23 protein-coding genes, 1 rRNA gene and 1 riboswitch are annotated in these 26,913 nt (G+C 49.4%); of the genes, 1 reads left to right on the top strand and 23 read right to left on the bottom strand.

The window, feature by feature from the left end; genetic code table 11:
- Positions 1-90 precede the first annotated feature (90 nt).
- From KNO94_RS09640 to purE, 21 genes are all read right to left on the bottom strand, one after another.
- A complete protein-coding gene (locus KNO94_RS09640; RefSeq protein WP_214779214.1) occupies positions 91-1,578 on the bottom strand; it encodes an LPXTG cell wall anchor domain-containing protein in 1,488 nt (495 codons plus the stop codon).
- Positions 1,579-1,810: 232 nt separating this feature from the next.
- Positions 1,811-3,805: an NAD-dependent DNA ligase LigA gene (ligA, locus tag KNO94_RS09635; protein WP_214779212.1), complete on the bottom strand. Its 1,995-nt coding sequence runs from the start codon at positions 3,803-3,805 to the stop codon at positions 1,811-1,813.
- 9 nt (positions 3,806-3,814) lie between these two features.
- Positions 3,815-6,031 (bottom strand): DNA helicase PcrA, encoded by a 2,217-nt coding sequence (pcrA, locus tag KNO94_RS09630; RefSeq protein ID WP_214779210.1) that lies wholly within the window; start codon positions 6,029-6,031, stop codon positions 3,815-3,817.
- Positions 6,032-6,069: 38 nt separating this feature from the next.
- Positions 6,070-6,750 carry a heptaprenylglyceryl phosphate synthase gene (pcrB, locus tag KNO94_RS09625; protein WP_214779208.1) on the bottom strand — a complete coding sequence of 227 codons (681 nt, stop codon included), beginning with the start codon at positions 6,748-6,750 and terminating at the stop codon, positions 6,070-6,072.
- Between the two features lie 89 nt (positions 6,751-6,839).
- Positions 6,840-7,073: a hypothetical protein gene (locus tag KNO94_RS09620; RefSeq protein WP_214742724.1), complete on the bottom strand. Its 234-nt coding sequence runs from the start codon at positions 7,071-7,073 to the stop codon at positions 6,840-6,842.
- Positions 7,074-7,085: 12 nt separating this feature from the next.
- Entirely contained in the window at positions 7,086-8,468 is a 1,383-nt protein-coding gene (locus KNO94_RS09615; protein WP_214779206.1) for a TrkH family potassium uptake protein, read from the bottom strand.
- Positions 8,469-8,503: 35 nt separating this feature from the next.
- On the bottom strand, positions 8,504-8,809 hold the full coding sequence (locus KNO94_RS09610; RefSeq protein WP_214742722.1) for a YerC/YecD family TrpR-related protein: 306 nt from the start codon (positions 8,807-8,809) through the stop codon (positions 8,504-8,506).
- A gap of 67 nt (positions 8,810-8,876) precedes the next feature.
- The gene (locus KNO94_RS09605) at positions 8,877-10,619 is read right to left on the bottom strand and encodes an adenine deaminase C-terminal domain-containing protein (RefSeq protein ID WP_214779204.1); all 1,743 of its coding nucleotides are present in this window, start codon (positions 10,617-10,619) and stop codon (positions 8,877-8,879) included.
- A gap of 182 nt (positions 10,620-10,801) precedes the next feature.
- Positions 10,802-13,090 carry a bifunctional diguanylate cyclase/phosphodiesterase gene (locus KNO94_RS09600; RefSeq protein ID WP_214779202.1) on the bottom strand — a complete coding sequence of 763 codons (2,289 nt, stop codon included), beginning with the start codon at positions 13,088-13,090 and terminating at the stop codon, positions 10,802-10,804.
- Positions 13,091-13,180: 90 nt separating this feature from the next.
- Entirely contained in the window at positions 13,181-14,434 is a 1,254-nt protein-coding gene (purD, locus tag KNO94_RS09595) for a phosphoribosylamine--glycine ligase (RefSeq protein WP_214779201.1), read from the bottom strand.
- 14 nt (positions 14,435-14,448) lie between these two features.
- Positions 14,449-15,969 (bottom strand): bifunctional phosphoribosylaminoimidazolecarboxamide formyltransferase/IMP cyclohydrolase, encoded by a 1,521-nt coding sequence (purH, locus tag KNO94_RS09590; RefSeq protein ID WP_214742718.1) that lies wholly within the window; start codon positions 15,967-15,969, stop codon positions 14,449-14,451.
- Positions 15,966-16,544, bottom strand: coding sequence for a phosphoribosylglycinamide formyltransferase (purN, locus tag KNO94_RS09585; protein ID WP_214779199.1), 579 nt, complete (start codon positions 16,542-16,544; stop codon positions 15,966-15,968). Before purN ends, purH begins: the two co-directional genes overlap by 4 nt.
- Positions 16,541-17,575, bottom strand: coding sequence for a phosphoribosylformylglycinamidine cyclo-ligase (gene purM, locus KNO94_RS09580; protein ID WP_214779197.1), 1,035 nt, complete (start codon positions 17,573-17,575; stop codon positions 16,541-16,543). The genes purN and purM overlap by 4 nt, the downstream gene beginning before the upstream one ends.
- 12 nt (positions 17,576-17,587) lie before the next feature.
- On the bottom strand, positions 17,588-18,997 hold the full coding sequence (gene purF / locus KNO94_RS09575; RefSeq protein WP_214779195.1) for an amidophosphoribosyltransferase: 1,410 nt from the start codon (positions 18,995-18,997) through the stop codon (positions 17,588-17,590).
- The gene (purL, locus tag KNO94_RS09570) at positions 18,973-21,192 is read right to left on the bottom strand and encodes a phosphoribosylformylglycinamidine synthase subunit PurL (protein ID WP_214779193.1); all 2,220 of its coding nucleotides are present in this window, start codon (positions 21,190-21,192) and stop codon (positions 18,973-18,975) included. Before purL ends, purF begins: the two co-directional genes overlap by 25 nt.
- On the bottom strand, positions 21,176-21,856 hold the full coding sequence (gene purQ / locus KNO94_RS09565; RefSeq protein ID WP_214779191.1) for a phosphoribosylformylglycinamidine synthase subunit PurQ: 681 nt from the start codon (positions 21,854-21,856) through the stop codon (positions 21,176-21,178). Before purQ ends, purL begins: the two co-directional genes overlap by 17 nt.
- Positions 21,853-22,095: a phosphoribosylformylglycinamidine synthase subunit PurS gene (gene purS, locus KNO94_RS09560; RefSeq protein ID WP_214779189.1), complete on the bottom strand. Its 243-nt coding sequence runs from the start codon at positions 22,093-22,095 to the stop codon at positions 21,853-21,855. The genes purQ and purS overlap by 4 nt, the downstream gene beginning before the upstream one ends.
- Complete coding sequence (gene purC / locus KNO94_RS09555) at positions 22,092-22,796, bottom strand: phosphoribosylaminoimidazolesuccinocarboxamide synthase (RefSeq protein WP_214779187.1); 705 nt, start codon at positions 22,794-22,796, stop codon at positions 22,092-22,094. The genes purS and purC overlap by 4 nt, the downstream gene beginning before the upstream one ends.
- 49 nt (positions 22,797-22,845) lie before the next feature.
- Positions 22,846-24,138: an adenylosuccinate lyase gene (gene purB / locus KNO94_RS09550; RefSeq protein WP_026826890.1), complete on the bottom strand. Its 1,293-nt coding sequence runs from the start codon at positions 24,136-24,138 to the stop codon at positions 22,846-22,848.
- Positions 24,135-25,229, bottom strand: coding sequence for a 5-(carboxyamino)imidazole ribonucleotide synthase (gene purK, locus KNO94_RS09545; protein WP_214779186.1), 1,095 nt, complete (start codon positions 25,227-25,229; stop codon positions 24,135-24,137). The genes purB and purK overlap by 4 nt, the downstream gene beginning before the upstream one ends.
- Positions 25,229-25,717 (bottom strand): 5-(carboxyamino)imidazole ribonucleotide mutase, encoded by a 489-nt coding sequence (purE, locus tag KNO94_RS09540; RefSeq protein WP_214779184.1) that lies wholly within the window; start codon positions 25,715-25,717, stop codon positions 25,229-25,231. Before purE ends, purK begins: the two co-directional genes overlap by 1 nt.
- A 68-nt stretch (positions 25,718-25,785) precedes the next feature.
- Positions 25,786-25,887, bottom strand: a riboswitch (purine riboswitch).
- Between the two features lie 146 nt (positions 25,888-26,033).
- Here purE and KNO94_RS09535 point away from each other — a divergent pair.
- The gene (locus KNO94_RS09535; protein ID WP_214779182.1) at positions 26,034-26,504 is read left to right on the top strand and encodes an NUDIX hydrolase; all 471 of its coding nucleotides are present in this window, start codon (positions 26,034-26,036) and stop codon (positions 26,502-26,504) included.
- Positions 26,505-26,547: 43 nt separating this feature from the next.
- Here the strand turns inward: KNO94_RS09535 and KNO94_RS09530 are convergent, their stop codons facing one another.
- Both KNO94_RS09530 and rrf read right to left on the bottom strand, forming a co-directional pair.
- Positions 26,548-26,739 carry an NETI motif-containing protein gene (locus tag KNO94_RS09530; RefSeq protein WP_015880702.1) on the bottom strand — a complete coding sequence of 64 codons (192 nt, stop codon included), beginning with the start codon at positions 26,737-26,739 and terminating at the stop codon, positions 26,548-26,550.
- 87 nt (positions 26,740-26,826) lie between these two features.
- Positions 26,827-26,913 (bottom strand): 5S ribosomal RNA (gene rrf / locus KNO94_RS09525); the annotation flags it as partial.

The raw sequence follows: 26,913 nt of genomic DNA, 5'->3' as shown, positions 1-26,913 counted from the left end.
TGTCCATTATAACAAAATCGTTCCACGAAAAAAGTATCGAAGCGGAATCAGAACAAATCCCTCCTCACATGAGCGAGAAGGGATGTCGATTTATGGTTTGGTTGACGGATGTTTGCGACGAATCAATAAGAGAAGTCCCGATGCAAAAAGGATTGTACCGACCATCGCATGCCAAGTATCATCCGTTTCACCGGTCATCGGAAGCAACTCTTGAGCATACACATCTGTTTCGTCGAGGAGTTCGACTGGAGTCGAGCCGTTCTCTTTGACGACTACTTGCACGACTGGTTTGTTTGTTTTCATGTCTTGTGACGGTTTTTCCGTCTTTTGTTTCGGTACTTCTTCTTTAACCGGCACGGGTTTTTTCACGACGACCGGTACATCAACCGTCCGTGTAATATTTACGCTTTCGTTCACATGAAAGCGAAATGCGGCATGCTGGATCAATTGCGCCCCTGCTCTTACGTCATAGGATGGGAGGAGGGGGAGTTCGAACGAAAATGTGACTTCTTCTTCAGGTCCGAGCCCATTTAGGAATGCAGGAATCGCTTCGACTTGCTTCACGAATCGTTCATTCGCCATTTGTTGTTCCTCTTTCGTCAAGGCACCGCTCGGCCATGTAAGCATGACGTCAGACAAGTATAATGTGATGTCCGATGTATTTCGGACGGTGTACATGTAGTGAACGGGTTCTCCCGGTTCTACGTTTGTCTTCTCACTCGTTGCATTCACTGTGAAGTCAGGTTGCTGCAAGAGAACGATTTGTTGACTTTCTGCCGTAATGACCCGGTCGAATTCATCGACTCCCGTCACCTGAAAGACACTTCCAATCTCAGGATGGGCATCGAACGAGTAATCGATCGGAATCGTCAAGACTTCTGTCACTTCCACTCGTTCACCAGAAAGTAAACCATCCTCGCCAATCGATTCAGTGAATTGATGGATGACACGTTGGTTGAATGCTTCAATCGATAGATGAGACACATCCCCACTGATAAACGTATGGGACAGATTTGTCACCTTCAGTGGCGCATCACCCGTATTCTCGATCATAAATGTATAGGAAATGTCACCCCCGACTACGGCCCGGTCGACTCCGGCGATATTCATGGCTTCAATGGCCAGTTTCGGTAGCATCGGTTCAGCCATCGGTTCCTCGGCGACTGGTTCCGGTTCTGCTTCAACCGGTGGTGTCACTTCTTCTACTGGTTCTGGTTCCGTCGTAACAGGAAGTTCAACCACTTCAACGGGATATGCTTCCGTGATGGTGTTCGGTATAAACGTATACGGCACACCTTCCGCATCATAGAGCGTGACGATGTCAATCAATGTGTCGTCTACCGACTCCGCATCAATCATGAAACGCCAAACGTCTGCTGATTCACGGACTCCATAATACGTGATGTCTTCATAGACAAGACTTGCTTCATATAGTGTTTCTATTTCCTGATCCGTTAGATTCAATTGGATATAACGAAATGTTGTGGTGTCAGCATGAACGATATGGATGGTGAAAAGAGGTGACAAAAATATGAGGGTGATGAATACGGCAACGAAGCGCTGGATGTTATGTGTCATGATGTTGGTCCCTCCTCTAAGGTGAAAACAGGCGCTCAAATCAATGTCGAACTTTCACCACGTAGAGGAATGAGAGGGATGTGTGTGTGAAAGTCCTGATGTCTAAGGGTTCTCTCGCAAAAATATATTAACATTTTGATTTAGTTAATCTATACCCCTCGAACGCTTGTGCGAACCTGCTCAATCCCATTTATTTCCGAACAAGCAAAAAACGTTCGCCGAAGCGAACGTCTTACGCTTGTTCATGTAAAAAGTCGAGCAGTTTTGCCTCATCCCATACTTCAATGCCAAGAGATTCAGCCTTCGCCAGCTTCGAGCCCGCCTTTTCACCGGCCACGAGCAAGTCTGTGTTCTTACTGACACTTCCCGTCACACTCGCTCCGAGGAGTTCAAGCTGTTTCCCGGCTTCTCCACGTGTCATCTCGTGTAACTTTCCGGTCAATACGACCGTCTTTCCAGAAAGCGGTGCCCCGTCAGTCGCAGGACGTTTTGCTCCCTTAAAGGATAAGTTCACACCTGACTCGGCCAATTCTCTGATGAGTTCACGCGCTTCTGGTTTTTCGAAGTAAACGACAATCGATTCCGCCATCTTCGTCCCGATGCCATCGATGGATGTCAATTCTTCGACCGTCGCATCGATGATCGCATCCATCGACTCAAACCGTTCTGCAATTAAAGAAGCGGCTTTTTGACCGACGAGTCGAATTCCGAGGGCAAACAGTACACGTTCGAGCGAATTTTGTTTCGACTGTTCGATTGCAGAAAGGAGATTCGTCACCGATGTCTCTCCCATGCGCTCGAGTGCAAGCAAATCGTCACGGTTCAAGCGATACAGGTCGGCCACGTTATGCACGAGTCCTGCTTCGTGAAGCTGCGTGATCACTTTTTCGCCGAGCCCATCGATATTCATCGCTTGTCTCGATACGAAATGAATGAGTCCTTCGAGCAGTTGTGCCGGACACTCCGGATTGACACAGCGATGATCTGCCTCGTCCTCAAGTCGAACCAGTTCAGATCCGCACGCCGGACAATGCGTCGGAAATTCAATTACCCGCTCTTCGCCGTTTCGTTCACTCGCAAGTGCCGATACGACAGCAGGAATGACGTCTCCAGCTTTTTTGATGACGACCCGATCACCGATATGAAGATCTTTTTCCTTTATAAAATCTTCATTGTGAAGCGTCGCATACGTCACGGTCGACCCTGCTACAGACACTGGGGCGAAGCGGGCCCGCGGTGTGACTTTCCCCGTCCGTCCGACACTGAAGTCGACGTCCTCGATCGTCGTCACGACTTCTTCTGCCGGGAACTTATACGCGACGGCCCAGCGTGGACTTTTCGCAGTGAATCCTAGTTGTTCCTGCTCTTCATATCCTGCGACTTTGATGACGATCCCATCGATTTCATATGGGAGTTCACTTCGTTTCGTCACATACGTTTCGATATAATCCCACAGCTCATCTGCCGTCTGGCACGTCGTATAGTCCCCGCTCACCGCGACACCAAGTCGTTTCAAGTAGGCTAATGATTCGTCATGTGACGCGACGAGATCGTCTTGCGATACTAAACCGTATGCGAAAAACGCCAAGTTTCTTGACGCCGCAATTTTCGAGTCGAGTTGTCGAAGTGATCCGGCCGCCGCGTTTCTCGGATTCGCAAACAATGGCTCGCCGACACGTTCCCGTTCATCATTCAACTGTTCGAACGAACGTTTCGGCATATACGCCTCACCTCGCACTTCAAACGTGACGTCCTCGTTCAATCGAAGTGGGATGGAACGAATCGTCTTCAAGTTTTGCGTGATGTCCTCACCTGTCGTCCCGTCTCCGCGCGTCGCGCCACGGACGAGACGACCATTCTCATATTTTAACGAGACAGCGAGGCCATCAAACTTGAGTTCCGCCACGAATGTCGGTGTGTACCCGAGGTCTTTCTCGATTCGCTCTACCCACTCCACGAGTTCCTCTTTCGAGAAGACGTTGCCGAGCGAGAGCATCGGTGTGTCATGTGTCACTTTGACGAATGCGTCGAGTGGCGCTCCTCCGACGCGTTGCGTCGGAGAATCCGGTGTTCGAAGTTCTGGGTAATCAGTCTCGATTTGAATCAACTCATTCATCAAACGGTCGTATTCGGAGTCCGGTACGCTCGGACGGTCGAGCACGTAATACTCGTAACCGTATTGATTTAACGTTTTACGTAGCTCTTCTACGCGTTCTGCCATCTCCATATTGTCACCTCACGCTTTTTCGATAGGGGCAAATTTAGCCAACAGACGCTTGATCCCGACTTCGGGGAATGCGATGTCGACTTCGAGTTGGTCGCCTTCTCCACGTGTCTGTACGACCGTCCCTTGTCCCCATTTTTTATGATTCGCTTTGTCACCGACATTCCATCCGACCGTTTCGGCGCCGGACGATTGGGCAAGTTTTGGTTTTGGTTTTGAACTAAAGCCGTTCACCGGCAACTTCCCTGGTGACTCGACCGGGTTCCATGGCATCGGTTTTCTCGCCTTTCCAGAACGTTCCAACAACGTTTCCGGCAATTCATGAAGGAATCTGGATTCCGGGTTGTTTTGGAAACGACCATACAACATCCGTGACTGAGCACGTGTCAAATAGAGACGTTTCTCAGCACGCGTGATCCCAACATAGGCGAGGCGACGTTCTTCTTCCATTTCTTCCTCGTCGTTCAAGGCACGACTATGTGGGAAGAGTCCTTCTTCCATTCCGATTAAGAAGACGACCGGGAATTCAAGTCCCTTCGCCGAGTGCAACGTCATCAACGTGACTTGATGCGACTCATCGACCTCATCGAGTGAATCGAGGTCAGAGACGAGTGTCAAATCCGTGAGGAAGGCGACGAGCGTCTGTTCGTCACTTTCTTTCTCGAAGTTTTGGGCGACCGACAGAAACTCTTGCAAGTTCTCGAGTCGACTTTCTGCTTCAAGCGTCTTCTCGATTTTAAGCATCTCTTCATAACCTGTTTTCTTCAATACTTCCTCAACGAGTTCTGAAATGGAGAGATAGTCCGCCATCTGACGTAAATCCATCATCATCTGACGGAAGTCCGCAAGTTTCGTCACCGTACGTGGGGCAATGCCTGAGAGTTCGATGTCACGAATCGCATCCATGAGCGAGACACCTTGCATGTCCGCAAAGTCCCCTAATTTGTCAATCGTCGCGGCACCGATGCCGCGTTTCGGCTCATTGACGACACGAACGAACGAGATGTCCTCATCCGGGTTGGCAATCAAACGCAAATACGCCAAGACGTCCTTGATTTCTTTTCGCTCATAGAACTTCGTCCCGCCGACCATCTTGTAAGGGATGTTCGACTTGAGGAGCATTTCCTCGAGACCACGCGACTGGGCGTTCGTCCGGTAAAGGACCGCCATCTGACCGTAGTCCATCCCTTCCATCTTCAGCTCTTTCATCTGGTTCATGATGAAGAACGCCTCATCGCGATCGTCTGATGCGACGTGGAGCAACAATTTCTCCCCTTCGTCGTTTTCAGTCCAAAGATTTTTATCTTTGCGCGAAGCATTGTTTTGGATGACACCGTTCGCCGCCTCCAAAATCCGTTTCGTCGAACGATAGTTTTGTTCGAGCAAGATGACGTGGGCGCTCGGATAATCTTTCTCGAACGTCAGAATGTTAGCGATGTCTGCACCGCGCCACCGATAGATGGATTGATCTGAATCCCCGACGACACACAAGTTCTCGTGCGCCTGCGCGAGAAGTTTGACGAGCGTGTATTGGGCACGGTTCGTATCCTGATACTCATCGACATGGATGTATTTGAATTTCTTCTGATAGAACGCCAACACGTCCGGTGCTTCTTGGAACAAGTGAATCGTCTTCATGATCAAGTCGTCAAAGTCGAGCACGTTGTTTTGTTTCAGCTTTTTCTCATACGCTGTGTAGACGTCCGAGATGATGCGCTCGTAAGGATTATTCCCAACGAGTGTAGCTGCATCCTTCGCTGTACGTAGTTCATTTTTATGATTCGAAATCATCCCGAGAAGGGTACGCGGTTCGTACTTCTTCGGGTCGAGGTTCAATTCTTTCAATACTTGTTTGATTGCCGTCAATTGGTCCGATGCATCTAAAATGGAAAAGCTGCGGTCATACCGGATACGGTCGATATCTCGGCGTAAAATCCGGACGCACATCGAGTGGAACGTAGAAATCCAAATATCTTCAGCGACTCCACCGACAAGGCGCGCAATTCGGTCCTTCATCTCTCGCGCCGCCTTATTCGTGAACGTAATCGCCAAAATGTTCCATGGTGCCACTTGCTTCGCCGCCATCAAGTAGGCGACACGATGGGTCAAGACACGCGTTTTTCCAGACCCCGCTCCCGCCATAATCAAAAGAGGACCATCGGTATGTTTGACCGCTTCTGCCTGTTCCGGGTTCATGCCTTTGACTAATTCTTCGCTAAGATTATACATAATTGATTCCTTCCTTGTTCCAAACGTTTGTTCTTATTTTATCGGAGTACCTGCACAGTCGCAAGTGCTCCGTCTAAGTCTTCATAAATGATATTACCAACAACGATTGTGTCGACATGCTCACTCATCAATCGAGCCGTCTCCTCCCCATCGATCCCGCCACCATAAAAGAGATGGGCATCGGGCAACGCCAGACGAATCTCTTTGACGACATCTACTTGTCCAAATCGTCCACTATATTCGATATAAAGGGATGGGAGACGAAACAGATAATGTCCGGCTTCCGCATAGGCCACTACCTCTTCTAAAGATAGATCACATTTTGCTTCTGTCACTTGCGCGACTTTTGCATCCGGATTTAAAACGAGATACCCTTGAGCCGTCACAAGACGGGCATCAAAGAAATGGCCGTACCGTTCAAACGCACGCACGTGATGTCCGATGATCCATTCCGTTGTCCCTGCATTCAACACAGTCGGTACGAAGTAATGATCGAATCCGTGGATAACCTGACTTGGATGGCTAATCTCGAGCGCGACCGGTATTCCTGCATCTCGGACTCTCGCATAAAGCGCAAACGTGTTTTCCGCATCCACTCCATCCGTTCCTCCAATCAAGAAGGCATCCGTCCCCGAATGAATGAGGGCATAAAGCGCCTCATCTGTGAGCGATTTATTTGGATCTAGTTTAAATACATGGCGCCACGTTTGAAATTCCAACTCGTCCCCTCCTATCGAATCCTTCTCTAGTGTATCGATTTTTTTCTTTGCGTGCATCTCCCCAATAAAAAAAGACTTGCCGAAGCAAGTCACGAACGTGCCGTACGATTCCGTTCCCGATCTGTGAGCCATTTCGCTACAAGCAAGGCGAATAAACCGTATACTGGTACGAACCAAAGCGGATTTGCCAAAAAGAATCCGAGTACGGGGATATCCAGTAACGGAGAATCCGGTGAACAGAGTGCTGTTCCGTTGACGACAGCGATGAATGGCAGGACTGGAACGATAAAGACATATCCAAAGTTGATCCAAAATGCTTTCATGTGACAATCTCCTTATCCTAAGATGATTGATTCTTTCGGATAGTTATACATCCGCTTCGGCTGTCTCCGTTGCAAGATGAGAATGAAGGCGATGACACCGATTCGTCCAATGAACATGAGAATCGTCAGTACCCATTTCCCGACGTTACTAAATTCGGAAGAAAGTCCGACCGATAATCCTGTCGTCCCGAACGCAGAACATGCCTCGAATAAGATCCGCGTCAATGAGGCATCTTCAAAGTAAGCCATGACCATGACGCCAGATAAAAGAACAGCGAGTGAAACGGTGATAATTACGAACGCTTTCCAAATATCTTCAAGAACAATCTCTCGACCAAAAATTTTAATCGACGAGTCTCCACGGATGAACGCGACGACACCGAGTACGGCTACAGCAAACGTCGTCGTTCGAATCCCTCCACCGACAGAAGATGGCGAGGCCCCGATGAACATGAGAATCGATAAGAGCAACATGCTCGCTTCGGAGAACAGATTGACATCGACCGTCGACAGACCGCCGTTTCGTGTCGTGACGGACTGGAACAATGAATCTGAAAACGCCAACCAGAGCGGCAAGCCTTCGAACGCATTATTGTATTCAAAGATGAACAATCCGACCGTACCAACAGCGATTAAAATAAAGAATGTCGAAACCGTCAGTTTTGTAAATAACGAGAAACGACTTGGGAACGTGTGACGTTTTCGTGTGATTCGACTCACCAAGTATGTCCGAATCTCAACAAGTACCGGGAAACCGATGGCACCACCAGTCATGAGCGCGATTTGCGTGAAAATGACGAAGGGGTCCTCTCGGAACGGTGCGAGCGAACTACCTGTAATATCAAATCCGGCGTTCGTCGTCGCACTGACCGACCCGAATAATCCTTGTAAGAAAGCTTCTCCGGCGGTATCAAAATAATTTAAGTAGTGGACACCGAGTAATACGGCGCCGACCGCCTCGATCGCGATGACGGTGATGACGATTTCCGTGATATATTTGACGATCCCAGACATCGATGTCTGATTTTGGTCACGTAAAATCAGTTGTCGCTCCCGGAACCCGATCCGCTTCCCAAGCAAAATCCACATGATGACGTGTAGACTGATCAATCCGACACCGCTCACTTGGACAATGAATAGGATGATGAATAAACCAAACGTGGAAAATGTATCGGTGACCACGATTGGGGTCAGTCCCGTGACACTGACACAGCTCACCGCAAAAAAGACGAGATCGGTAAACGTGATGGTCACACCGGGTTTATGGGCGATTGGTAAGGCGAGGAGCAACACGGACAAAATCGCCGCCGCACTATAGATCAACACAAGTGTTTGAACCGGTGTTAAGTTTCGAAAGAACAGTTGTAAGTTCCGTTTCATGAATTTTTGTTGCATCTTGCCCCTCCCCTCCATCAAAAACAAGATGACTCTTACGAGTCACCTTTTGTTTGTTGTAGACGTTCAAGAGCAAGATCATATCCGCCTGTCCCATAGTTCAAGCATCGCTTCACACGTGAAATCGTTGCGGTTGAGGCGCCTGTCGCATCCTCAATTTTATGATACGTGTTTCCTTCACGTATTTGCCGCGCCACTTCAAGTCGTTGCGCAAGGGCCTGAACTTCATTGACAGTCGCTAAATCATCAAATAATTGATAACAGTCTTCGAGCGTCTCGAGCTTCAAAATAGCTTCAAACAATTGATCGAGCTCTCGACCTCGTAATTTATCGAGTTGCATCCGCAAGCATCCTCTCTACTCATACTTCTTTCTCATTCTAAAGCAGGGGCGCCTCGGACTCAACTATTCATCGCAAAATCGCAGGAAATAGTACCTGTTTCTTCATGACTTCATAAATTCCAAGAGGTGTCGCCCGAACGTAAGGTAAATGGGTAGAGGCTAAAAAGAGTAACGTGTAGATTGGATCTTCGAATTGATAACCCCTCGCCACAAGTTCATCCCGTAGCTGTTTCTCTTGACCGATGAGCGTTTCAAGTGGCTCCGTCGATGTCATCCCACAGAGTGGCAATGGAATCTCGGCAATGATTTTTCCTTGATCGACGAGAACAATCCCGCCTCCAAGTTCGTTCATTCGCTCAAACGCCTGTAACATATCTTGTTTGCATTTTCCGAGAATCAAATAGTCCCCACTGATCGAGTACGAACTGACGAGTCCACCGAAATCTCGGGCGAACCCTTTTAGGACTGTGTTCAATCGCCACTTGCCTTCTTTATCAAGCAACATGAGAAACGATTCATCTCCATCCCGTGGTAGTTCATCTTGACCCGTGTCATGCGTAATTTTAAACAGCTTCATGATGACCGAGTTGACCATATCGAGTCCGACAGGCATGCTGAATGACAAGTCTTGTGGCGTCAGTTCGATGGAAACGTCTGTCGACGGCATCATGTCGAGCACCGCTTCCACTAATTCGTTCGGGAATAGCGATTCACCGTCCCGATAAATCCATTGTCCTTTCGCAATGACAGCTGTCGGACGCGGTTCCTCGATTGCGTCCAAAATGTTCAAATGCGCGATTCGGCCCGGCGCAATCGCACCTAAAATATGATCGAGGTCGAAGTGGCGTGCTACATTATGCGAAACGATCCGGTACGCCTCGATGGCCGGTAGCCCTGCTTCAATCAAAATCCGGACGAGGGCATCCTGCATGCCATCCTCATAAAAGCCCGGTGTCGAGCCGTCCGTCGTCACCATAAGATGGTCGAACGCCGTCAATCCGTTCGCCAATAGGTCACGAATCATACCTGGCAGGTCCGGTCGAATCGAGGAATGGCGTAGCGTCGTCGTATAACCTAACTCTAGTCGATTGAACGCCTCTTCCGCCGTCATCGCCTCATGGTCGCTGTGTACTCCCATCAACGCCATTTTCGTCAATGTCTTAGGAGATGCCCCCGGAAAGTGCCCTTCGACTGGGAACCCCCACGTCTCGGCATCGAGCATCCACTGAAGCATCTCATCATCGCCCTTCAAGGCGCGTGGCCATGCCGTCAGCTCTCCTGCCATCACGACATCTGGATGGTTGAACCACTCGTGGACGCGTTCCGAGTCGACCGTAACACTCTCCCGATCCAGTTCGGTCTGCGTATCAAGTCGTGCCCACCAATACGTACTCGTTGGCAATTGTTGAATCGCTTCAAGTTGCGCAAACGCTTGCTCTTTCTCTTGTAAAAAAAGCAGCATGTTGTCATTGACGAGCGTCGTCGTTCCACGCTCCCCTGCATATTTCGACAACGTCGCCGGATTGTATAATTGGAATGGATGAGCGTGCGGCTCGATGTAACCTGGTACGATATATTTCCCTGTCATATCGACCGTTTCGACCGCTGATTCTGGTAGGTCTGGACCGACATACACGATGCGATCTCCCTCAATCCAAATATTCGCCGTTCTCCATTGTTTCACGTAGACGTTCAAGTACGTCGCGTTCTGTAAGACGAGCGAAGGTGGCCGTACTCGATCTACGACTTCAAGTTGTGAACGAATCATCACTTTAGACCACGGTGCCCGCGCCGTTCTTTTTGTTGGCATCGAACCCAATCCTCCCTTTTCCCTTTCAAAGTTATTAAAAAATAGTTTTGAAAGCGTTTTCTTTCCCTGTTTCAAGTTTACCTTTTCTCTGAATGGGTCGCAAGTTATGTTCCCTATTGTAACAAAATTCACATATATTTTTTATAAAAAAAGGCGACTCTTCCTATGAAGAGCCGCCTACCTCAAATTTGAGTCATGACCGTTTTACGTAAATAGAGGTGTAGTTCGTTAACCGGAATCGGTTTGCTATAGTGATAGCCTTGAATAAGTGAACCACTATATTCTAATACGAACGCGAGCTGTTCTGGCCGCTCAACCCCTTCCGTGACAATCTCGAGTCCTAGTGTTTGGAACGTTTGATAGAGGCCCTCTAACAAGGCACGGTCAAACTTGTTCTCAGGAATACCTTTCACGAAGTTTTGGTCAATCTTAACGATATCTAGATGAAGCGATTGCAGGAATGAGAGTGAGGATGTTCCGACACCAAAATCATCGAGCGATATTTTAACGCCCATTCCTTTCAATGCTTGGATGAATTGTTGAAGTTCATACACGTTTCCCCCAACTTCACTCTCTGTGATTTCGACATGCAATCGATGCGGCGGAAATCCTGTCTTCATCAGTGTTTCCTCTAACGCTTCTAGAAACGAATCGTCTAGAATTTGACGCTTCGATACGTTGATTGACAAGAACAAGTCAAAGTGTTCGATATATTCTTGGATTTCAGTGATGGCATGAGTGAGCACCCAGCGCCCGACATCCGAAATCAAACCTAGTTGTTCCGCGACTGGAATAAAGACGCCCGGAGAGATGAACCCTTTCGTCGGATGGTGCCAACGAATCAACGCTTCTACCCCTCGTACCTGAAACGGTTGCGGAGAGACAATGGGCTGATAATACAGTTCGAACTCATCATGGCGCAACGCATAGCGAAGATCCCGCTCCATCTCGAGCGCCTGCAAGTAGTGACTCCCATCTTCAATCTCTTGATAGGAGAGGATTTTATCTTTCCCTGATACTTTCACCTCGTGTAAGACGACATCGAGTCGTGCCATCATCACTTCATATGAGTGATGCGATGGTTCAATCAATTCATCAATACTGATACTCAAGGTCAAATGATTCATGCCTTGTTTCAAACCCCATTCACGCAAATCCTTCACTAGTTGATTGGCGACAATCAGTAACTCTTCGGTCGTCCAGTCTAGATGAATCAAAATAAACTCGTCGGCACCAATCCGTGCCACAAACCCATCTTCTTTATAAAACATCAATCGAGACGCAAAGAATGTCAGCATCGCATCGCCCGTGCGTTGACCGAATTGATCGTTGATTCGTCGGAAGTTATCGAGATCGATTCCCATGACTCCAATTGATTTAGACGATTCAGGCAAATTCATAAACATCTCTTCGACCGCTAACCGGTTCGGAAGACGCGTTAAGGAATCGCGGAAGGCTCGCGTCAACGATTCTTTTTGGGTCTGTTCGAGGGCATCTAGCACTTCGTTCATGCTGACAGCCATCTCTTCAATCTCATCTTGTTGATTCGGCTGTAATCGAATCCGCAAACGGCTATTTCGTTCTTTCGTGATCGATTTCAGTTCGTTGACGATGCGCATTAACCGTTTCGTGATAATCTGATTCACCGTCCAAAATAGTGTCATCAATAGACCAAGACCTAGAACGACCAGACCGAACATACCTGTTTCTAGCATTGTCTGCGTATTCGTATAATACGTGCGTTTGACTGAAAAGTTGAGTTCCCAGTTCGCATCCTGATAGACGGACTGAAGCGGTAACGAGACGCGGGAAAATTGTTCGTCTTGGTCAACCGTCAATTGTTGGTGAGACAGTGGACTGATCGATAATTTTGTTTTTGCTTGGGCGCTCATCGCTGCCATGAAATCCGGACCAATTTTTTGAATCAGAACCAGCGTGCCACCAGGCTCCCCCGTTCCATCACTTTTTACAATCGGATGACTCATGAAAACGACAGGGCCGAAGTCGGTCCCATATACCGCACTTTGCGTGACACCAGAAGAGTTCACGTAACGTATCAATTCATTTGTGAAATCATTCTTTTCCTCTTTACTGTCCAACTCATAAAATTGATTGAATTCGGAATAGACAACCTCTCGATTTTGATCGAGAAAAATCATCGCACCGACTCCAAGATTTTCAAGGGTATCTGTCCCCATATTACTCTCAACAAATGCTTCATTTCGATTTTGAACAAAATCATAGGCGTTCGTCCAGACTGACCAGTCGACAAGGATCCGCTCGAGCATGAGACGGTGATTGGCGAACACTTCCGATACACTCTCGATTTGATCACGAGTCATCGCCCTGTCCTGTTCAATACTTTTCTCTATAAAATACGGTTTGATGACGAATAAAATGACACCGATGAAGAGTACGATGTTCACGGCGATCGCAATAAATAATTTTGTTTGAACACGCAGGCCGACCACCCTCCTTCTTCAAGCTACTTTATTATTGTAGAACAGGATGTCGGCATTTCCTTTTTTTCGCATGAAAAAAAGGATGGGTTGACCCATCCTTTAAATAATGTGTTCAAACGCTCGTGCCCCGATATCAGAGCGATAGAACGTTTCAGGTAAATCGAGTTGCGAAATTGCCTCATACACAGCCGTTTTTGCCTCAGATAGTGTCGGTTTCGTCGCCGTCACAACAAATAGACGACCTCCGCTTCCTACGACTTGGTGACCCTTCTTTATCGTACCGGCATGGAAGACCAACACATCTTTCGAAAGTGACTCAAATCCTGATAACACCTGACCCGTAATCGGTCGGTCCGGATACCCTTTGGCCGCAATGACGACACCCATCGTATATCCGTCGACCCACTCAACCGGATACGACTCTTGACGAACGACCGCTTCAATCACGTCTAGGAGCGGTGATTTCAGGTTCGGCAAGATGACTTCCGTTTCCGGGTCACCGAAGCGTGCATTGAATTCGATGACTTTTGGTCCATTCGCCGTCAAGATGAGACCGGCGTACAAGAATCCTTCAAATGGAGTACCTCGCTTGACCATCGTCTGTGCGAGCGGTTTTAATACGGTCTCAACCGCCTCCTCATACACGTCCTTTGTCAGATGTGGCATCGGACTATAGGCGCCCATACCACCCGTGTTCGGTCCCTTGTCGCCGTCATAGGCACGTTTATGATCTTGAGACGTGATCATCGGAATGACACACTCTCCCGAGACGAACGCCATGAGTGAAAACTCTTCCCCATCGAGGAACTCTTCGATGACAACTTGTGACTGTTGACCAAATTTATCCGTCGTGAAAATATCACGTACGGCAGCTTCCGCCTCTTCGACCGTGAACGCGACCGTGACGCCTTTACCGGCTGCTAATCCGTCCGCCTTGACGACAAGTGGTGCCCCAAGCTTCTCGATATAGGCAAGCGCTGACTTCGCATCCGTGAACGCCTCGTACGCTGCTGTCGGAATCCCGGCTTCCATCATGACTTCTTTGGCGAACGCCTTGCTACCTTCAAGTAAGGCAGCTGCTTTCGTCGGTCCGAAGATGTTCAGTCCTTTGGCACGGAACGTATCGACGACCCCTGCCATGAGCGACGATTCAGGTCCGACAATCGTCCATTCAATCTCGTTCTCTTCTGCGAAATGGGCGAGCATCTCCACGTCTGTTTCATGGATCGACACACACGTCATCCCTTCCATGAAGTCGTTGCCCGGTGCAACGAAGACGTCATGCCCGTCTTGTTTCAACTTCCACGCGAGCGCATGCTCGCGTCCTCCTCGACCGATGACCAATACGTTCATGACGCGAACCCCTCTCAGTGTTTGAAATGTCTGACTGATGTGAATACCATCGTGATGCCATGGCGATTTGCCGCTTCAATCGATTCGGCATCGCGAATCGACCCACCCGGTTGGATGATGGCCGTGATTCCTGCCGCTGCTGCCGCTTCGACCGTATCTGCCATCGGGAAGAAGGCATCACTTCCGAGAGCCGCACCTGTCGCGCGTTCCCCCGCTTGTTCGAAGGCGATTTTTGCTGCGCCGACGCGGTTCATTTGTCCGGCACCGATTCCAATCGTCGTTTCGTCTTTTGCGACGACGATAGCGTTTGATTTGACATGCTTGACGACGCGCCATGCCAGTTTCAAGTCTTCCCATTCTGACGCTGTCGGACGACGATCCGTTACGATTTGGCACGCTGCATCATCGAGTGTCATATCATCGCCATCTTGTACGAGCAATCCTCCCGCAACAGCCGTAAGGCGCATGCCTGTCATCTGTCCCATATCTAACGTCAACAAACGGAGGTTCTTTTTCTCTTTCAATCGGTCAAGTGCTGCCTCACTAAAGGATGGAGCAATGATGATCTCTAAAAAGATGTTGCGAAGGGCATCTGCCGTCTCGATGTCGACCTCGCGGTTCAAGGCGACGATTCCGCCAAAGATGGAGACCGGATCCGCTGCGTGTGCACGTTCAAACGCCTGATGAATCGTTTGTCCTACCGCGACACCACAAGGATTCATATGTTTAACGACGACAGCAGCCGGTTCGTTCAATTCACTAAGTGCTTCAAGTGCTGCATTCGTATCTTGAATATTGTTATACGAGAGCTCTTTCCCGTGTAATTGTGTCGCATTCGCAAGCGTCATCCCGTCATATAAAGGTGTCTTATAAAACGCCGCTTGTTGGTGTGGGTTCTCCCCGTAACGAAGGTCTTGAACCTTCTCATATGTGACCGTCAACTGCTCTGGGAACGTTTCGCCGATTTGACGACCTAAGTAGTCGGCAATCAACGCGTCGTATGCCGCCGTGTGACGAAACGCTTTCGTTGCAAGACGTTGACGTGTCTCAAACGATGTGCCGCCACCACGTACTTCATCGGCGACGAGTGTGTAATCGCTTGGATCAACGACAACCGTGACGCTCGCATGGTTCTTCGCTGCCGAACGCAACATACTTGGTCCACCGATATCAATATTTTCAATCGCTTCTTCGTATGTCGTATTCTCTTTCGCAATCGTCTCCTTGAACGGATACAGATTGACCACGACATAATCGATTGGTTCGATGTGATGATCTTTCATTTGCGCAACATGCGTATCAAGGTCACGACGTCCGAGCAAGCCCCCGTGAACGAGTGGGTGCAACGTTTTGACACGGCCGTCTAACATTTCAGGGAACGATGTCACTTCCGAAATGTTTTTGACTGGCAATCCCGCCTGCTGAAGCGCAGCCTCGGTCCCACCTGTTGAAATGAGCTCGATGCCCGCCTCATGCAAGACGGTCGCGAGTTCGACAATTCCCGTTTTATCAGAAACACTTAATAATGCTCTCACTTGAAAACCTCCTGTTGATTCAACACTTGTTGTAATACGCGCGGATACAGTTGGTGCTCGATCGTCTGAATGCGACGTGTCGCCTCGGTGCGGTCACACCCTTCAATCTCGACGGACGCCTGTGCGATGATCGGACCCGTGTCCATCCCCGCATCCACATAATGAACGGTCACACCACTCGTTGGCACGTTGGCGTCGAGCGCCTGTCCAATCGCGTCTTTACCCGGAAAAGCAGGTAAAAGCGACGGATGGATGTTTAAAATGCGGTTCGGATATGCGGATAGTAACACATTTCCAATCAAGCGCATATACCCCGCTAAGACAAGATAGTCCACTTGCAACGAATGGAGAAGAACGAGAATTTCTTCCTCGAACTCCTCTTTCGACGCGTACGCCTTCGGTGTAAATGAAAAACTTGGAATCCCATGACGTTCCGCTCGATCAAGAACCGTGGCTTCTGGTTTGTCCGTCACAAGCAACACACATTCGGCAGACAAATGACCATCGGCGATCGCTTGCCAGATCGCTTCGGCGTTACTTCCCGATCCTGACGCAAAGATGGCAAATCGTTTCATTGGTCCACTCCTGAAATCCGAATGCCTGGACGACTCTCGACTTTCCCGATTCGGTGCGCAGTCTCCCCGACACGTTCAAGCGCCGCTTCGACGAGTTCCACATCTTCAGCTCGTACCGTGATCATATAACCGATTCCCATATTAAAGACGTTGAACATTTCTTGCTTCGAGATGTTCCCGACTTGTTCGAGCCAGTCGAATACAGGAAGACTCGGCCAACTCGACGCATCGAACGTGATGCCAAGACCTTCTGGCAACATGCGAGGAACATTCTCATAGAAGCCACCACCTGTGATATGTGCCATCCCTTGAACCTTACCTGTCGAAATCGCCGCTTTCGCCGCTTCAGCATAAATTCGTGTAGGCAAAAGCAAGGCGTTCCCGAGGGTCGTATCGAGCATCGCAATCTCATCCGTATAATGAAGACCTTGCGCTTCGACGATATGACGTACAAGCGAGAACCCGTTCGAGTGGACGCCTGAAGATGCAAGGCCGAGCACGATGTCTCCATCCTGAATTGACGAACCGTCGAGCAAGTCTTCTTTCTCTACGACACCGACCGCAAATCCGGCGATGTCATATTCGCCATCCGGATACATTCCTGGCATCTCAGCCGTTTCGCCACCGACGAGCGCACAACCGGCTTGGACACATCCTTCGGCAACGCCGGCGACGATACGCTCGAGCTTGGCCGGTTCTGCTTTTCCGGTCGCGATATAGTCGAGGAAATAGAGCGGTTCTGCTCCATGCACGAGACAATCGTTGACGCACATGGCGACGCAATCGATTCCAATCGTGTCATGTTGGTTGAGCGCGAACGCCAATTTCAGCTTCGTCCCGACCCCGTCGGTCCCGCTCACGAGAATCGGGTGTTTCATGTTCATCGAACCGAGGTCAATCATCGCTCCGAAACTACCGAGCCCTGTCATCACTTCCGGACGCATCGTCCGAGCGACATGACGTTTCATACGGGATACGGCCTCGTACCCTGCTTCTAAATTCACACCCGCTTGTTCATATCGAACGCTCATCGCTTTTCCCCCTTAAGCCTTTGTCTCTGTCACGAGTTCTGCAAGTTCAGTCGGATAAAGTCCCGTGAAGCATGCAGCACACTGCCCGCGTAACGCTCCTTCGAACGGACGATCGATGGCTTCGACCGTTCCGTCTAATGTGAGGAACGCTAGTGAATCGGCACCAATCTCTTCTCTGATTTCTTCAACGGATTTGGTTGCCGCAATTAACTCTTCCTTGGTAGATGTATCGATTCCGTAGTAACACGGATGTTTGATCGGCGGTGACGTGATGCGCACATGCACTTCCGTCGCGCCTGCCTCTCGAAGTAACGTGACGATTCGGCGACTCGTCGTTCCACGGACGATAGAATCATCGACCATGATGACGCGTTTTCCGTTCACGACACCGCGTAACGCTGACAACTTCATTTTCACGCCGCGCTCTCGTAATTCCTGGGACGGTTGAATGAACGTCCGTCCGACATAACGGTTTTTAATGAGTCCCATTTCGTAAGGAATTCCGCTCGCCTCAGCGTAGCCGATCGCCGCAGAAATACTCGAATCCGGCACACCTGTCACGACATCCGCTTCGACCGGTGCTTCTTCAAACATCTTTTTCCCCATGGCCTTACGTGCCGTATGCACGTTGATGCCATCGATGATGGAGTCCGGTCTTGAGAAGTAGATGTATTCCATTGAGCACATGGCACGGACGGCCGCTTCACTGAATCGCTCTGACGTGATGCCTTCGCTCGTGATCATGAGCAATTCTCCTGGCTCAACATCCCGTACGTACGTCGCCCCCACGACGTCAAACGCACACGTTTCTGAAGCGAACACGTAAGCCCCGTCTTCAGTTTGGCCGAGTGACAATGGACGTAACCCATGCACGTCGACACCGACGTACAATGCATCTTCCGTCAAGAATAGGAATGCGAATGCCCCGACGAGACGGGCCAAGCTGTCGGCGATCCGTTCTTTCAATGAATTGCCGCGACTCCGCTTGATGAGGTGGGCCACGACTTCCGTGTCGGACGTCGTCTGGAAGATGGCGCCTTCCGCTTCGAGCATATGTTTCAGTTCGTTCGCATTCACAAGGTTTCCGTTATGCGCCATCGCCAAATCGCCAGTCAACGACTTGAAATGGAGCGGTTGAACGTTCTCAAGCGTATTGCCGCCAGCCGTCGAGTAGCGGACGTGCCCAATCGCATGGTTCCCCGTGAGCGTGTCGAGTGATGTCTCATCGAACACTTCGGTGACGAGTCCGAGTCCACGTTTCGCATGGAGACGTTCTCCGTCTGCCGTGACGATTCCCGTTCCTTCTTGCCCACGGTGCTGCAAGCTGTGCAGTCCGTAATAGGCTAGGTGTGACGCTTCGATGTGACCGAACACACCGAAGACACCACATTCCTCGTTCATGCCTCGGATGTCATATAACATGGAATAGCTCCTTCCCATACACGTTCCAACTCTTGTACGTCCATTTCAATCAAGCGGTCGCTTGCACGAACAACAAGGGTTGATGCTTCTGTGACTGTCCCGATTGCTGTTCCGTTCGTCATGCTCGCGAATGCCTCGGCATGTGCCTTGTCGACCGTCACGAGGAAACGTGACTGCGATTCACTGAATAGTGCCGTCACAAAATCTGTGTCGATCGTCACGTCCACGCCGAACCCAGTTCCGAAAACGAGTTCCGGTAATGCTGCCGCAAGACCACCTTCTGATACATCGTGTGCCGCCGTGACAAGACCTTCACGGATGGCTTGAAGCAATACCTTCTGAGTCTGACGTTCTTCCGCGAGATCGAGTGTCGGTGCATGACCGCTCACGCTTCCATCCTGCAACATCTGAAGGGCACTTCCGCCAAATTCCGCTTTCGTCTCACCGAGTAAGAAGACGACGTCTCCCGCTTGTTTCGCAAACGATGTCGTAATATGTTCTGGTTTCTCGATGAGTCCGACCATTCCGACGACCGGTGTCGGATAGATGGCTTGTCCGTTCGATTCGTTATAAAGCGAGACGTTCCCACCGATGACCGGCGTATCAAGCGTTCGACACGCTTCTGCCATTCCTTCGACGGCTTGGTCGAGTTGCCAGAACCCTTCCGGTTTATCTGGGCTCCCGAAATTGAGGCAGTCCGTCAAAGCGAGTGGTTCTGCACCACTTGCGACGATGTTTCGAGCCGCTTCCGCGACAGCGATGGCTCCACCGACACGTGGGTCGAGATATACATATTTCGCGTTGCAGTCTGTCGTCATCGCGAGCGACTTCTCCGTCTCACGAATGCGAATGACCGCAGCATCACTACCTGGTGCGACGACTGTCGACGTTTGTACCATATGGTCATATTGCTCATACACCCAACGTTTCGAGGCGATGCTCGGCATCGCAAGGACGTCTTTCCATGTCGCCATCACATCTTCGACAATTGGCGTGACCGGCTCCATCGCTTGGAAGGCTTCATAATATGCTGGGACTTTAGAAGGCTTATGATAAACCGGTGCATCTTCTGCGAGTGCGTCGACTGGTACTTCCGCTGCGACTTCTCCTTGATGAACGAGACGAAGTACTTTCTCTTCGATGACCTCGCCGACCTTGATCGCGTGAAGTCCCCACTTCGTGACGATTGTCTCGATTTCGTCTTCATGTCCTGCTTTGACGACGAGAAGCATCCGCTCTTGTGATTCCGATAGCATCATCTCGTAAGGTGTCATGCCAGTCTCACGTTGTGGGACGAGGTCTAGGTTCATCTCGATTCCCATTCCTGCTTTTGATGCCATCTCTGCTGACGATGACGTCAATCCGGCTGCGCCCATGTCTTGAATCCCGACGAGTGCCGGATGTTTGATGACTTCGAGACACGCTTCGATCAAGAGCTTCTCCATGAACGGATCTCCGACTTGAACGGCTGGACGTTTCTCGTCTGCGTCTTCTCCGAGTTCTTCAGAAGCGAACGTGGCACCATGGATTCCGTCGCGCCCTGTCGTTGCTCCGACGTACATGACTGAGTTTCCGACACCTTCCGCGATTCCTTTTTGAATGTCTTCATGACGGATGAAGCCGACACACATTGCATTGACGAGCGGGTTGCCTGAGTAGGCCGGGTCGAATGCGACTTCCCCACCGACAGTCGGGATGCCGACACAGTTCCCATATCCAGCGATACCGGACACGACATGACCGAATAAATGTTTCACACGTGATTCGTTCAAATCTCCGAAACGGAGTGAGTTCAATAAAGCAATCGGACGGGCGCCCATCGAGAAGATGTCACGGATGATTCCGCCCACCCCAGTCGCCGCTCCTTGATAAGGCTCGATCGCGGATGGATGGTTATGACTCTCGATTTTGAAGGCGACGGCTTGACCGTCTCCGATGTCGACGATTCCAGCCCCTTCTCCTGGTCCTTGTAAGACGTGCTTGCCGGTTGTCGGAAACTTCCGGAGCACCGGTTTCGAGTTTTTGTACGAACAGTGTTCAGACCACATGACCGAGAAGAGACCGATTTCTGTATAATTCGGTTCCCGGCCAAGCAGTGAGACGACGAGCGCGTATTCGTCGTCCGATAATCCCATCGTGGCATAGATCCGTTCATCACGGATTTGTGTAGCTGTCGGTTCAGTTGTAAGTAACATGTCGTGCCCCCCATTTTACGATTGACGTGAATAACCGTTTACCGTCTTCCCCACCGAGCAACGCTTCGACCGCACGCTCCGGGTGTGGCATCATACCGAGTACGTTTCCTGCCTCGTTCGTGATGCCGGCAATGTTTTCGACCGATCCGTTCGGGTTCTCTTTATAGGTGAACGCAATCTGGCCATTTGCCTTCAATGTCGCAAGTGTCGCATCGTCACAGTAGTAGTTGCCCTCACCGTGTGCGATCGGCACGCGAATCGTTTCCTGTGCCGCATACTCACTTGTGAACATCGTCTCGTTGTTTTCGACGACGAGGTCGACGGTCTTACACATGAATTTCAAATCACGGTTTCGCATCAATACACCTGGAAGTAACCCTGCTTCAACGAGCACTTGGAATCCGTTACAAACCCCGAGTACCGGGCGTCCTTCTTCAGCAAAACGCTTTACTTCAGCCATAATCGGTGAAAATTGTGCGATTGACCCGCAGCGCAAGTAGTCTCCGTATGAGAAACCGCCTGGTAAGAGGACCCCATCGAATCCTTCAAGTGATGTTTCCGTATGAAACACGTATTCCGCTTCTTCCCCGAGCACATCATTTACCGCATGGTACATGTCGAGGTCACAGTTTGATCCTGGAAAGACGATGACCGCAAACTTCATGCGAGTACCCCCATCTCGATTTCAAAATTCTCAATGACCGTATTGACGAGTAACTTCTCACACATTTCTTTGACCATGGCTTCTGTCGTGTCGTCCGCTACTTGAAGCTCGATGACTTTCCCGATCCGCACCGATTCAACTCCAACGAATCCGAGATGTTCGAGTCCGCCCTTTACGGCAACTCCTTGTGGGTCGAGTACACTTTCACGTAATGTCACATACACGTTTACTTTTTTCATTGTCCGTTTCCCCCTATGCGTGTTAACAATTGTCCATACGTCTCAGTCAAAGAACCTAAATCGCGACGAAATACGTCTTTATCAAGCTTTTGTTTTGTCTCTTTGTCCCAGAGACGGCACGTATCCGGTGAAATCTCATCCGCTAAGATGATCGTTTCGTCCACTTTCCCGAACTCTAATTTAAAATCGATTACGTCGATGCCATGTTGACCAAAGAAATCGAGCAAGACGTCGTTCACCCAAAGACCTAGTTGTCGCAATGTTTCGACTTCTTTGTGTGTAGCAACTTGCAATAACCGGATATGATCTTCCGTGAGGAGTGGGTCCCCAAGGGCATCGTCCTTATAATAAAACTCGACAATCGGCGCAAGGAGCGGTGTTCCTTCTTCCCAACCGAGGCGTTTCGCTAGACTACCGGCCGCGACGTTGCGGACGACCACTTCTAACGGAATGATGTCGACACGACGAACCAACTGTTCTCGTTCCGAGATTCGTTTAATAAAGTGTGTCGGAATCTTGTTGTCATGCATCAATTCAAACAACTGGGTCGTGATGGCGTTGTTTAAAATCCCCTTCCCATCAATCGACTCTTTCTTTTCTCCATTGAATGCTGTCGCATCGTCTTTGTAGTACACACGAAGCACACCCGCTTCTTCTGTCTCAAATAACGCCTTCGCCTTGCCTTCATAAATTGCTTTCATCTGAACCGTTCCCCCTTAAAAGTGAGAGGGGCATGTCGCCCCTCAACGATTACAAACCACAGCGTTCAAAAATCGTATCGACACGACGTACGTGATAACGCGGGTCGAACAACTCATCGAGCTCTTCACTCGTAAAGAGTGCGCCCATTTCTTTGTCTTCTTCAATCAATGTCCGGAACATTGTCTCTTCTTCCCACGCTTGCATCGCTTTCGGTTGAACCGCATCATACGCCGCTTCACGTGACCACCCCTTCTCGATGAGACCGAGTAAGATCCGTTGCGAGAAGATGATTCCAAACGTACGGTCCATGTTGCGACGCATGTTGTCCGGGAAGACCGTCAAGTTCTTCACGATATTGCCGAAGCGATTCAACATGTAGTTAAGGAGAATCGTCGCATCCGGGATGATGATGCGTTCTGCTGACGAGTGCGAGATGTCACGCTCATGCCAGAGCGGAACATTTTCGTAAGCCGTCATCATATGACCACGAATGACGCGTGCAAGACCCGTCATATTTTCAGAACCGATTGGGTTACGTTTATGCGGCATCGCAGACGACCCTTTTTGTCCTTTCGCAAAGAACTCTTCCACTTCGCGTGTCTCTGTTTTTTGAAGTCCACGAATCTCCGTTGCCATCTTTTCAATCGATGTGGCAATCAATGCGAGTGTTGACATATACTCGGCATGACGGTCACGTTGGAGTGTCTGTGTCGAGATCGGTGCAGCTTGGATACCGAGCTTGTCACAGACGTATGACTCGATGAACGGGTCGATATTCGCAAACGTTCCGACCGCTCCGCTCATCTTCCCGAATTCAATCGTTTCGCGAGCTGCCATGAAACGTTTTTTGTTCCGTTTCATCTCTTCATACCAGAGGGCGAGCTTCAAACCAAACGTTGTCGGTTCTGCGTGCACGCCGTGTGTGCGTCCCATCATGATGTCATACTTATGTGCTTTCGCTTTTTCTGCGAGAATACCGATGAAGCGATCTAAATCGGCCTCTAAAAGATCATTCGCCTGTTTGATTAAGTACGAGAGTGCCGTGTCGACGACATCCGTCGACGTCAAGCCGTAATGTACCCACTTTTTCTCTTCTCCGAGTGTCTCGGAAACGGCACGAGTGAACGCGATTACATCATGACGTGTCTCTTGTTCAATCTCTAGAATGCGATCCACATCAAACGATGCCTTGTTCCAAAGGACTTGGACATCTTCTTTCGGGATGATGCCGAGTTCACTCCAAGCCTCACAGGCATAAAGCTCAACTTTTAACCAAGCCTCGAATTTGTTTTGGTCAGTCCAAATGTTTGCCATCTCTGGGCGGGTGTAGCGTGAAATCATAAAACGGTCTCCTTCCAAATTGCCAGTTGTTCGATGGTATGAAGCGCTTCTTCGACCGTGTCAGCAAGGACGTTCAAATGTCCCATTTTGCGACCTGTCTTCGCTTCATCTTTTCCATACAGATGTAGTTTAACATTCGATGGCAATGCTTTGACATTGAGTCGTTGCATATGTTCGCCGAGAAGATTGACCATGACGACAGGCGATGTCAATGTCGTACGTCCGAGACGCATTCCTGTCACGGCTCGAATGTGTTGTTCAAATTGTGAGGTCTCACATGCATCAATCGTGTAGTGTCCAGAATTATGTGGACGCGGTGCGAGTTCGTTTACGTAAAGGCGACCATCTGGCATGACGAACAACTCGACAGCGAGTGTCCCCATTAAACCGATATGATCGGCGAGCTGGAGTGCGAGGTGTCTCGCATCTTCTTGAATCTCACCTGCCACACGAGCTGGTACGATGGAGAGATGTAGGATGTTGTTGTGATGAATATTTTCACTGATCGGGAACGTCGACGTTTCTTCTTCTCCTCGTGTCACAATGACGGAGATCTCTTTTTCAAACGGCAACCAAGCTTCAGCGACATATTCTTGTTCGGTGAACTGTTCAGTGAACGCCTGAACATCCTGTTCCGTCCGGATGACCGTTTGCCCTTTTCCGTCATAGCCGAAGCGACACGTTTTGATGACAAATGGTAAGCCGAGCTTCTCATATGCCTGCCGTACATCTCGAACGGTACGAACTGAAATATATGGCGCGACTCGTAACCCAGCAGATTCAATCATTTGTTTTTCTAAGATGCGATGTTGCGTCGCCTTCAACACGTCCATACCTTGCGGGCATTTTTCTTCGATGGCTGCAATCATTTCCGTGTCGATATTCTCGAATTCATACGTCACAACGTCTGAACGAGCAGCGAGTTCCTTTGCGGCATCGACATCATCAAATGAGGCAACAATTGAATCTGCCACTTGAGCAGTCGGTGCATTGGGGTTCGGGTCAAGACAAAGCGTCGTGTACCCCATTGCACTCGCACTAAGAGACATCATCCGGCCAAGTTGTCCTCCACCTAAAATTCCGATTCTCATCAGACCAACTCCTCCGTTCCTCGCATCGCCATCTCTTGTTTCTTCTCACGAAATGCATCCAGTCGATGTGTTATGTCTGTGGAGTGGATGCTCAGGATTTGAGCAGCCAATAATCCTGCATTTGTTGCTCCCGCTTTACCAATCGCAACAGTTGCTACTGGAACTCCTGCAGGCATCTGAACAATGGAGAGGAGCGAATCCATTCCATTGAGTGCTTTCGACTGTACCGGGACACCGATGACAGGAAGTGTCGTTTTCGCAGCGACCATTCCAGGAAGGTGGGCTGCCCCACCAGCACCCGCAATAATTACTTGGATGCCTCTGCCTCGCGCCTCTTCAGCATATTCGAACATAAGGTCTGGTGTACGGTGAGCGGATACGACTTGTTTTTCATATGGAATCTGCAACTCATCCAACACGTCACACGCATGTTTCATCGTCTCCCAATCAGATGAACTTCCCATGATTACTCCAACTGCTACGTTCATTCCCAATGTCCCCCTTACAAAAAGAAATCCCTAAACCGACAATCAGTTTAGGGTATAGGCATGACAAATACACGTCCGCTACACCCCATAGTCTGATCAGAATCGGTGATCAGGTAGAAACTTGCAAGCCATTTCCTTGCGATTATATGGAGCACTATTCATTTTTCTTATCTCACACGCCTATCGTACCTTGTTCTTTGAAAACATGTCAATAAACTGCGAACATTTTAATTGTCTGAATATTTATCGTTCGCTTTTTGGATGTAATCTGCACAATCTTCTCCGATAATGTATGCTATTGAAAAGGGGGAGTTCGATGAGTTACATATCGAGTCTTAGAGAAGTGATTGGCAACCGCCCGATCATCAGTGTGGGAGCGACCATTTTGGTCATCAATCACAAGCAAGAGGTACTGATGCAATTCCGATCCGATACGCTTGATTGGGGTTTACCAGGAGGGTCGATGGAACTCGGGGAAACGTTGGAAGAAGTCGCTGCTAGAGAATTAAAAGAAGAAACTGGACTTCTCGCTGAGCAATTTGAATTAATCCAAGTCTTTTCCGGTTCAGATGGTTACTTCAAATATCCAAACGGAGACGAGACATACGGTGTCATTCATTTATACCAGGCGAAAGGAGTACATGGAGCGCTCGTCATGGAAGATGGTGAAAGTTTGGCTCTTGAATACTTTAGTAAAGAGAATCTTCCTAAAAAGATAGAAAAACGAGCTCAAACTTTATTGGATGCGCTTGGAGATCGATGCTTTGAACGCGAACATTCATTTTGAGACATAAAAAAAGCCGTCACGCAGATTGTGTGACGGCTTGGCATTAGGATTCTTTAGAGACGCATTCAAATAAAATCGATTGATGGGAATGGACAGGTTCATCTTTGGCTCCCGTTTGCTCAAAGACGGGCTTTTCAATGCGGCGTATAGGACGATAACCCATTTCGTTGATTCGATCTAAACATTCGCTGACCGTTTCATTTGGTTCGACATATACTTTGATCTTCTTAGCCATTTCTTCTTACGTCCTCTCTTCCACTAAGCTGAATCGATGATATGAAAAAACGGCGGCCCTTGAGCGAATGCTCCAGAACCACCGTTTGCCTGGCAACGTCCTATCCTCACAGGGGGAGATCCCCCAACTACTTTCGGCGCTGAGACGCTTAACTTCCGTGTTCGGCATGGGAAC

Origin of the sequence: Exiguobacterium sp. s22 (genome assembly GCF_018617455.1) — a bacterium.
Classification (GTDB): Bacteria; Bacillota; Bacilli; order Exiguobacteriales; family Exiguobacteriaceae; genus Exiguobacterium.
The sequence above is the reverse complement of the archived record's forward strand: the minus strand, read 5'-3'. Positions and strand labels throughout refer to the sequence as shown.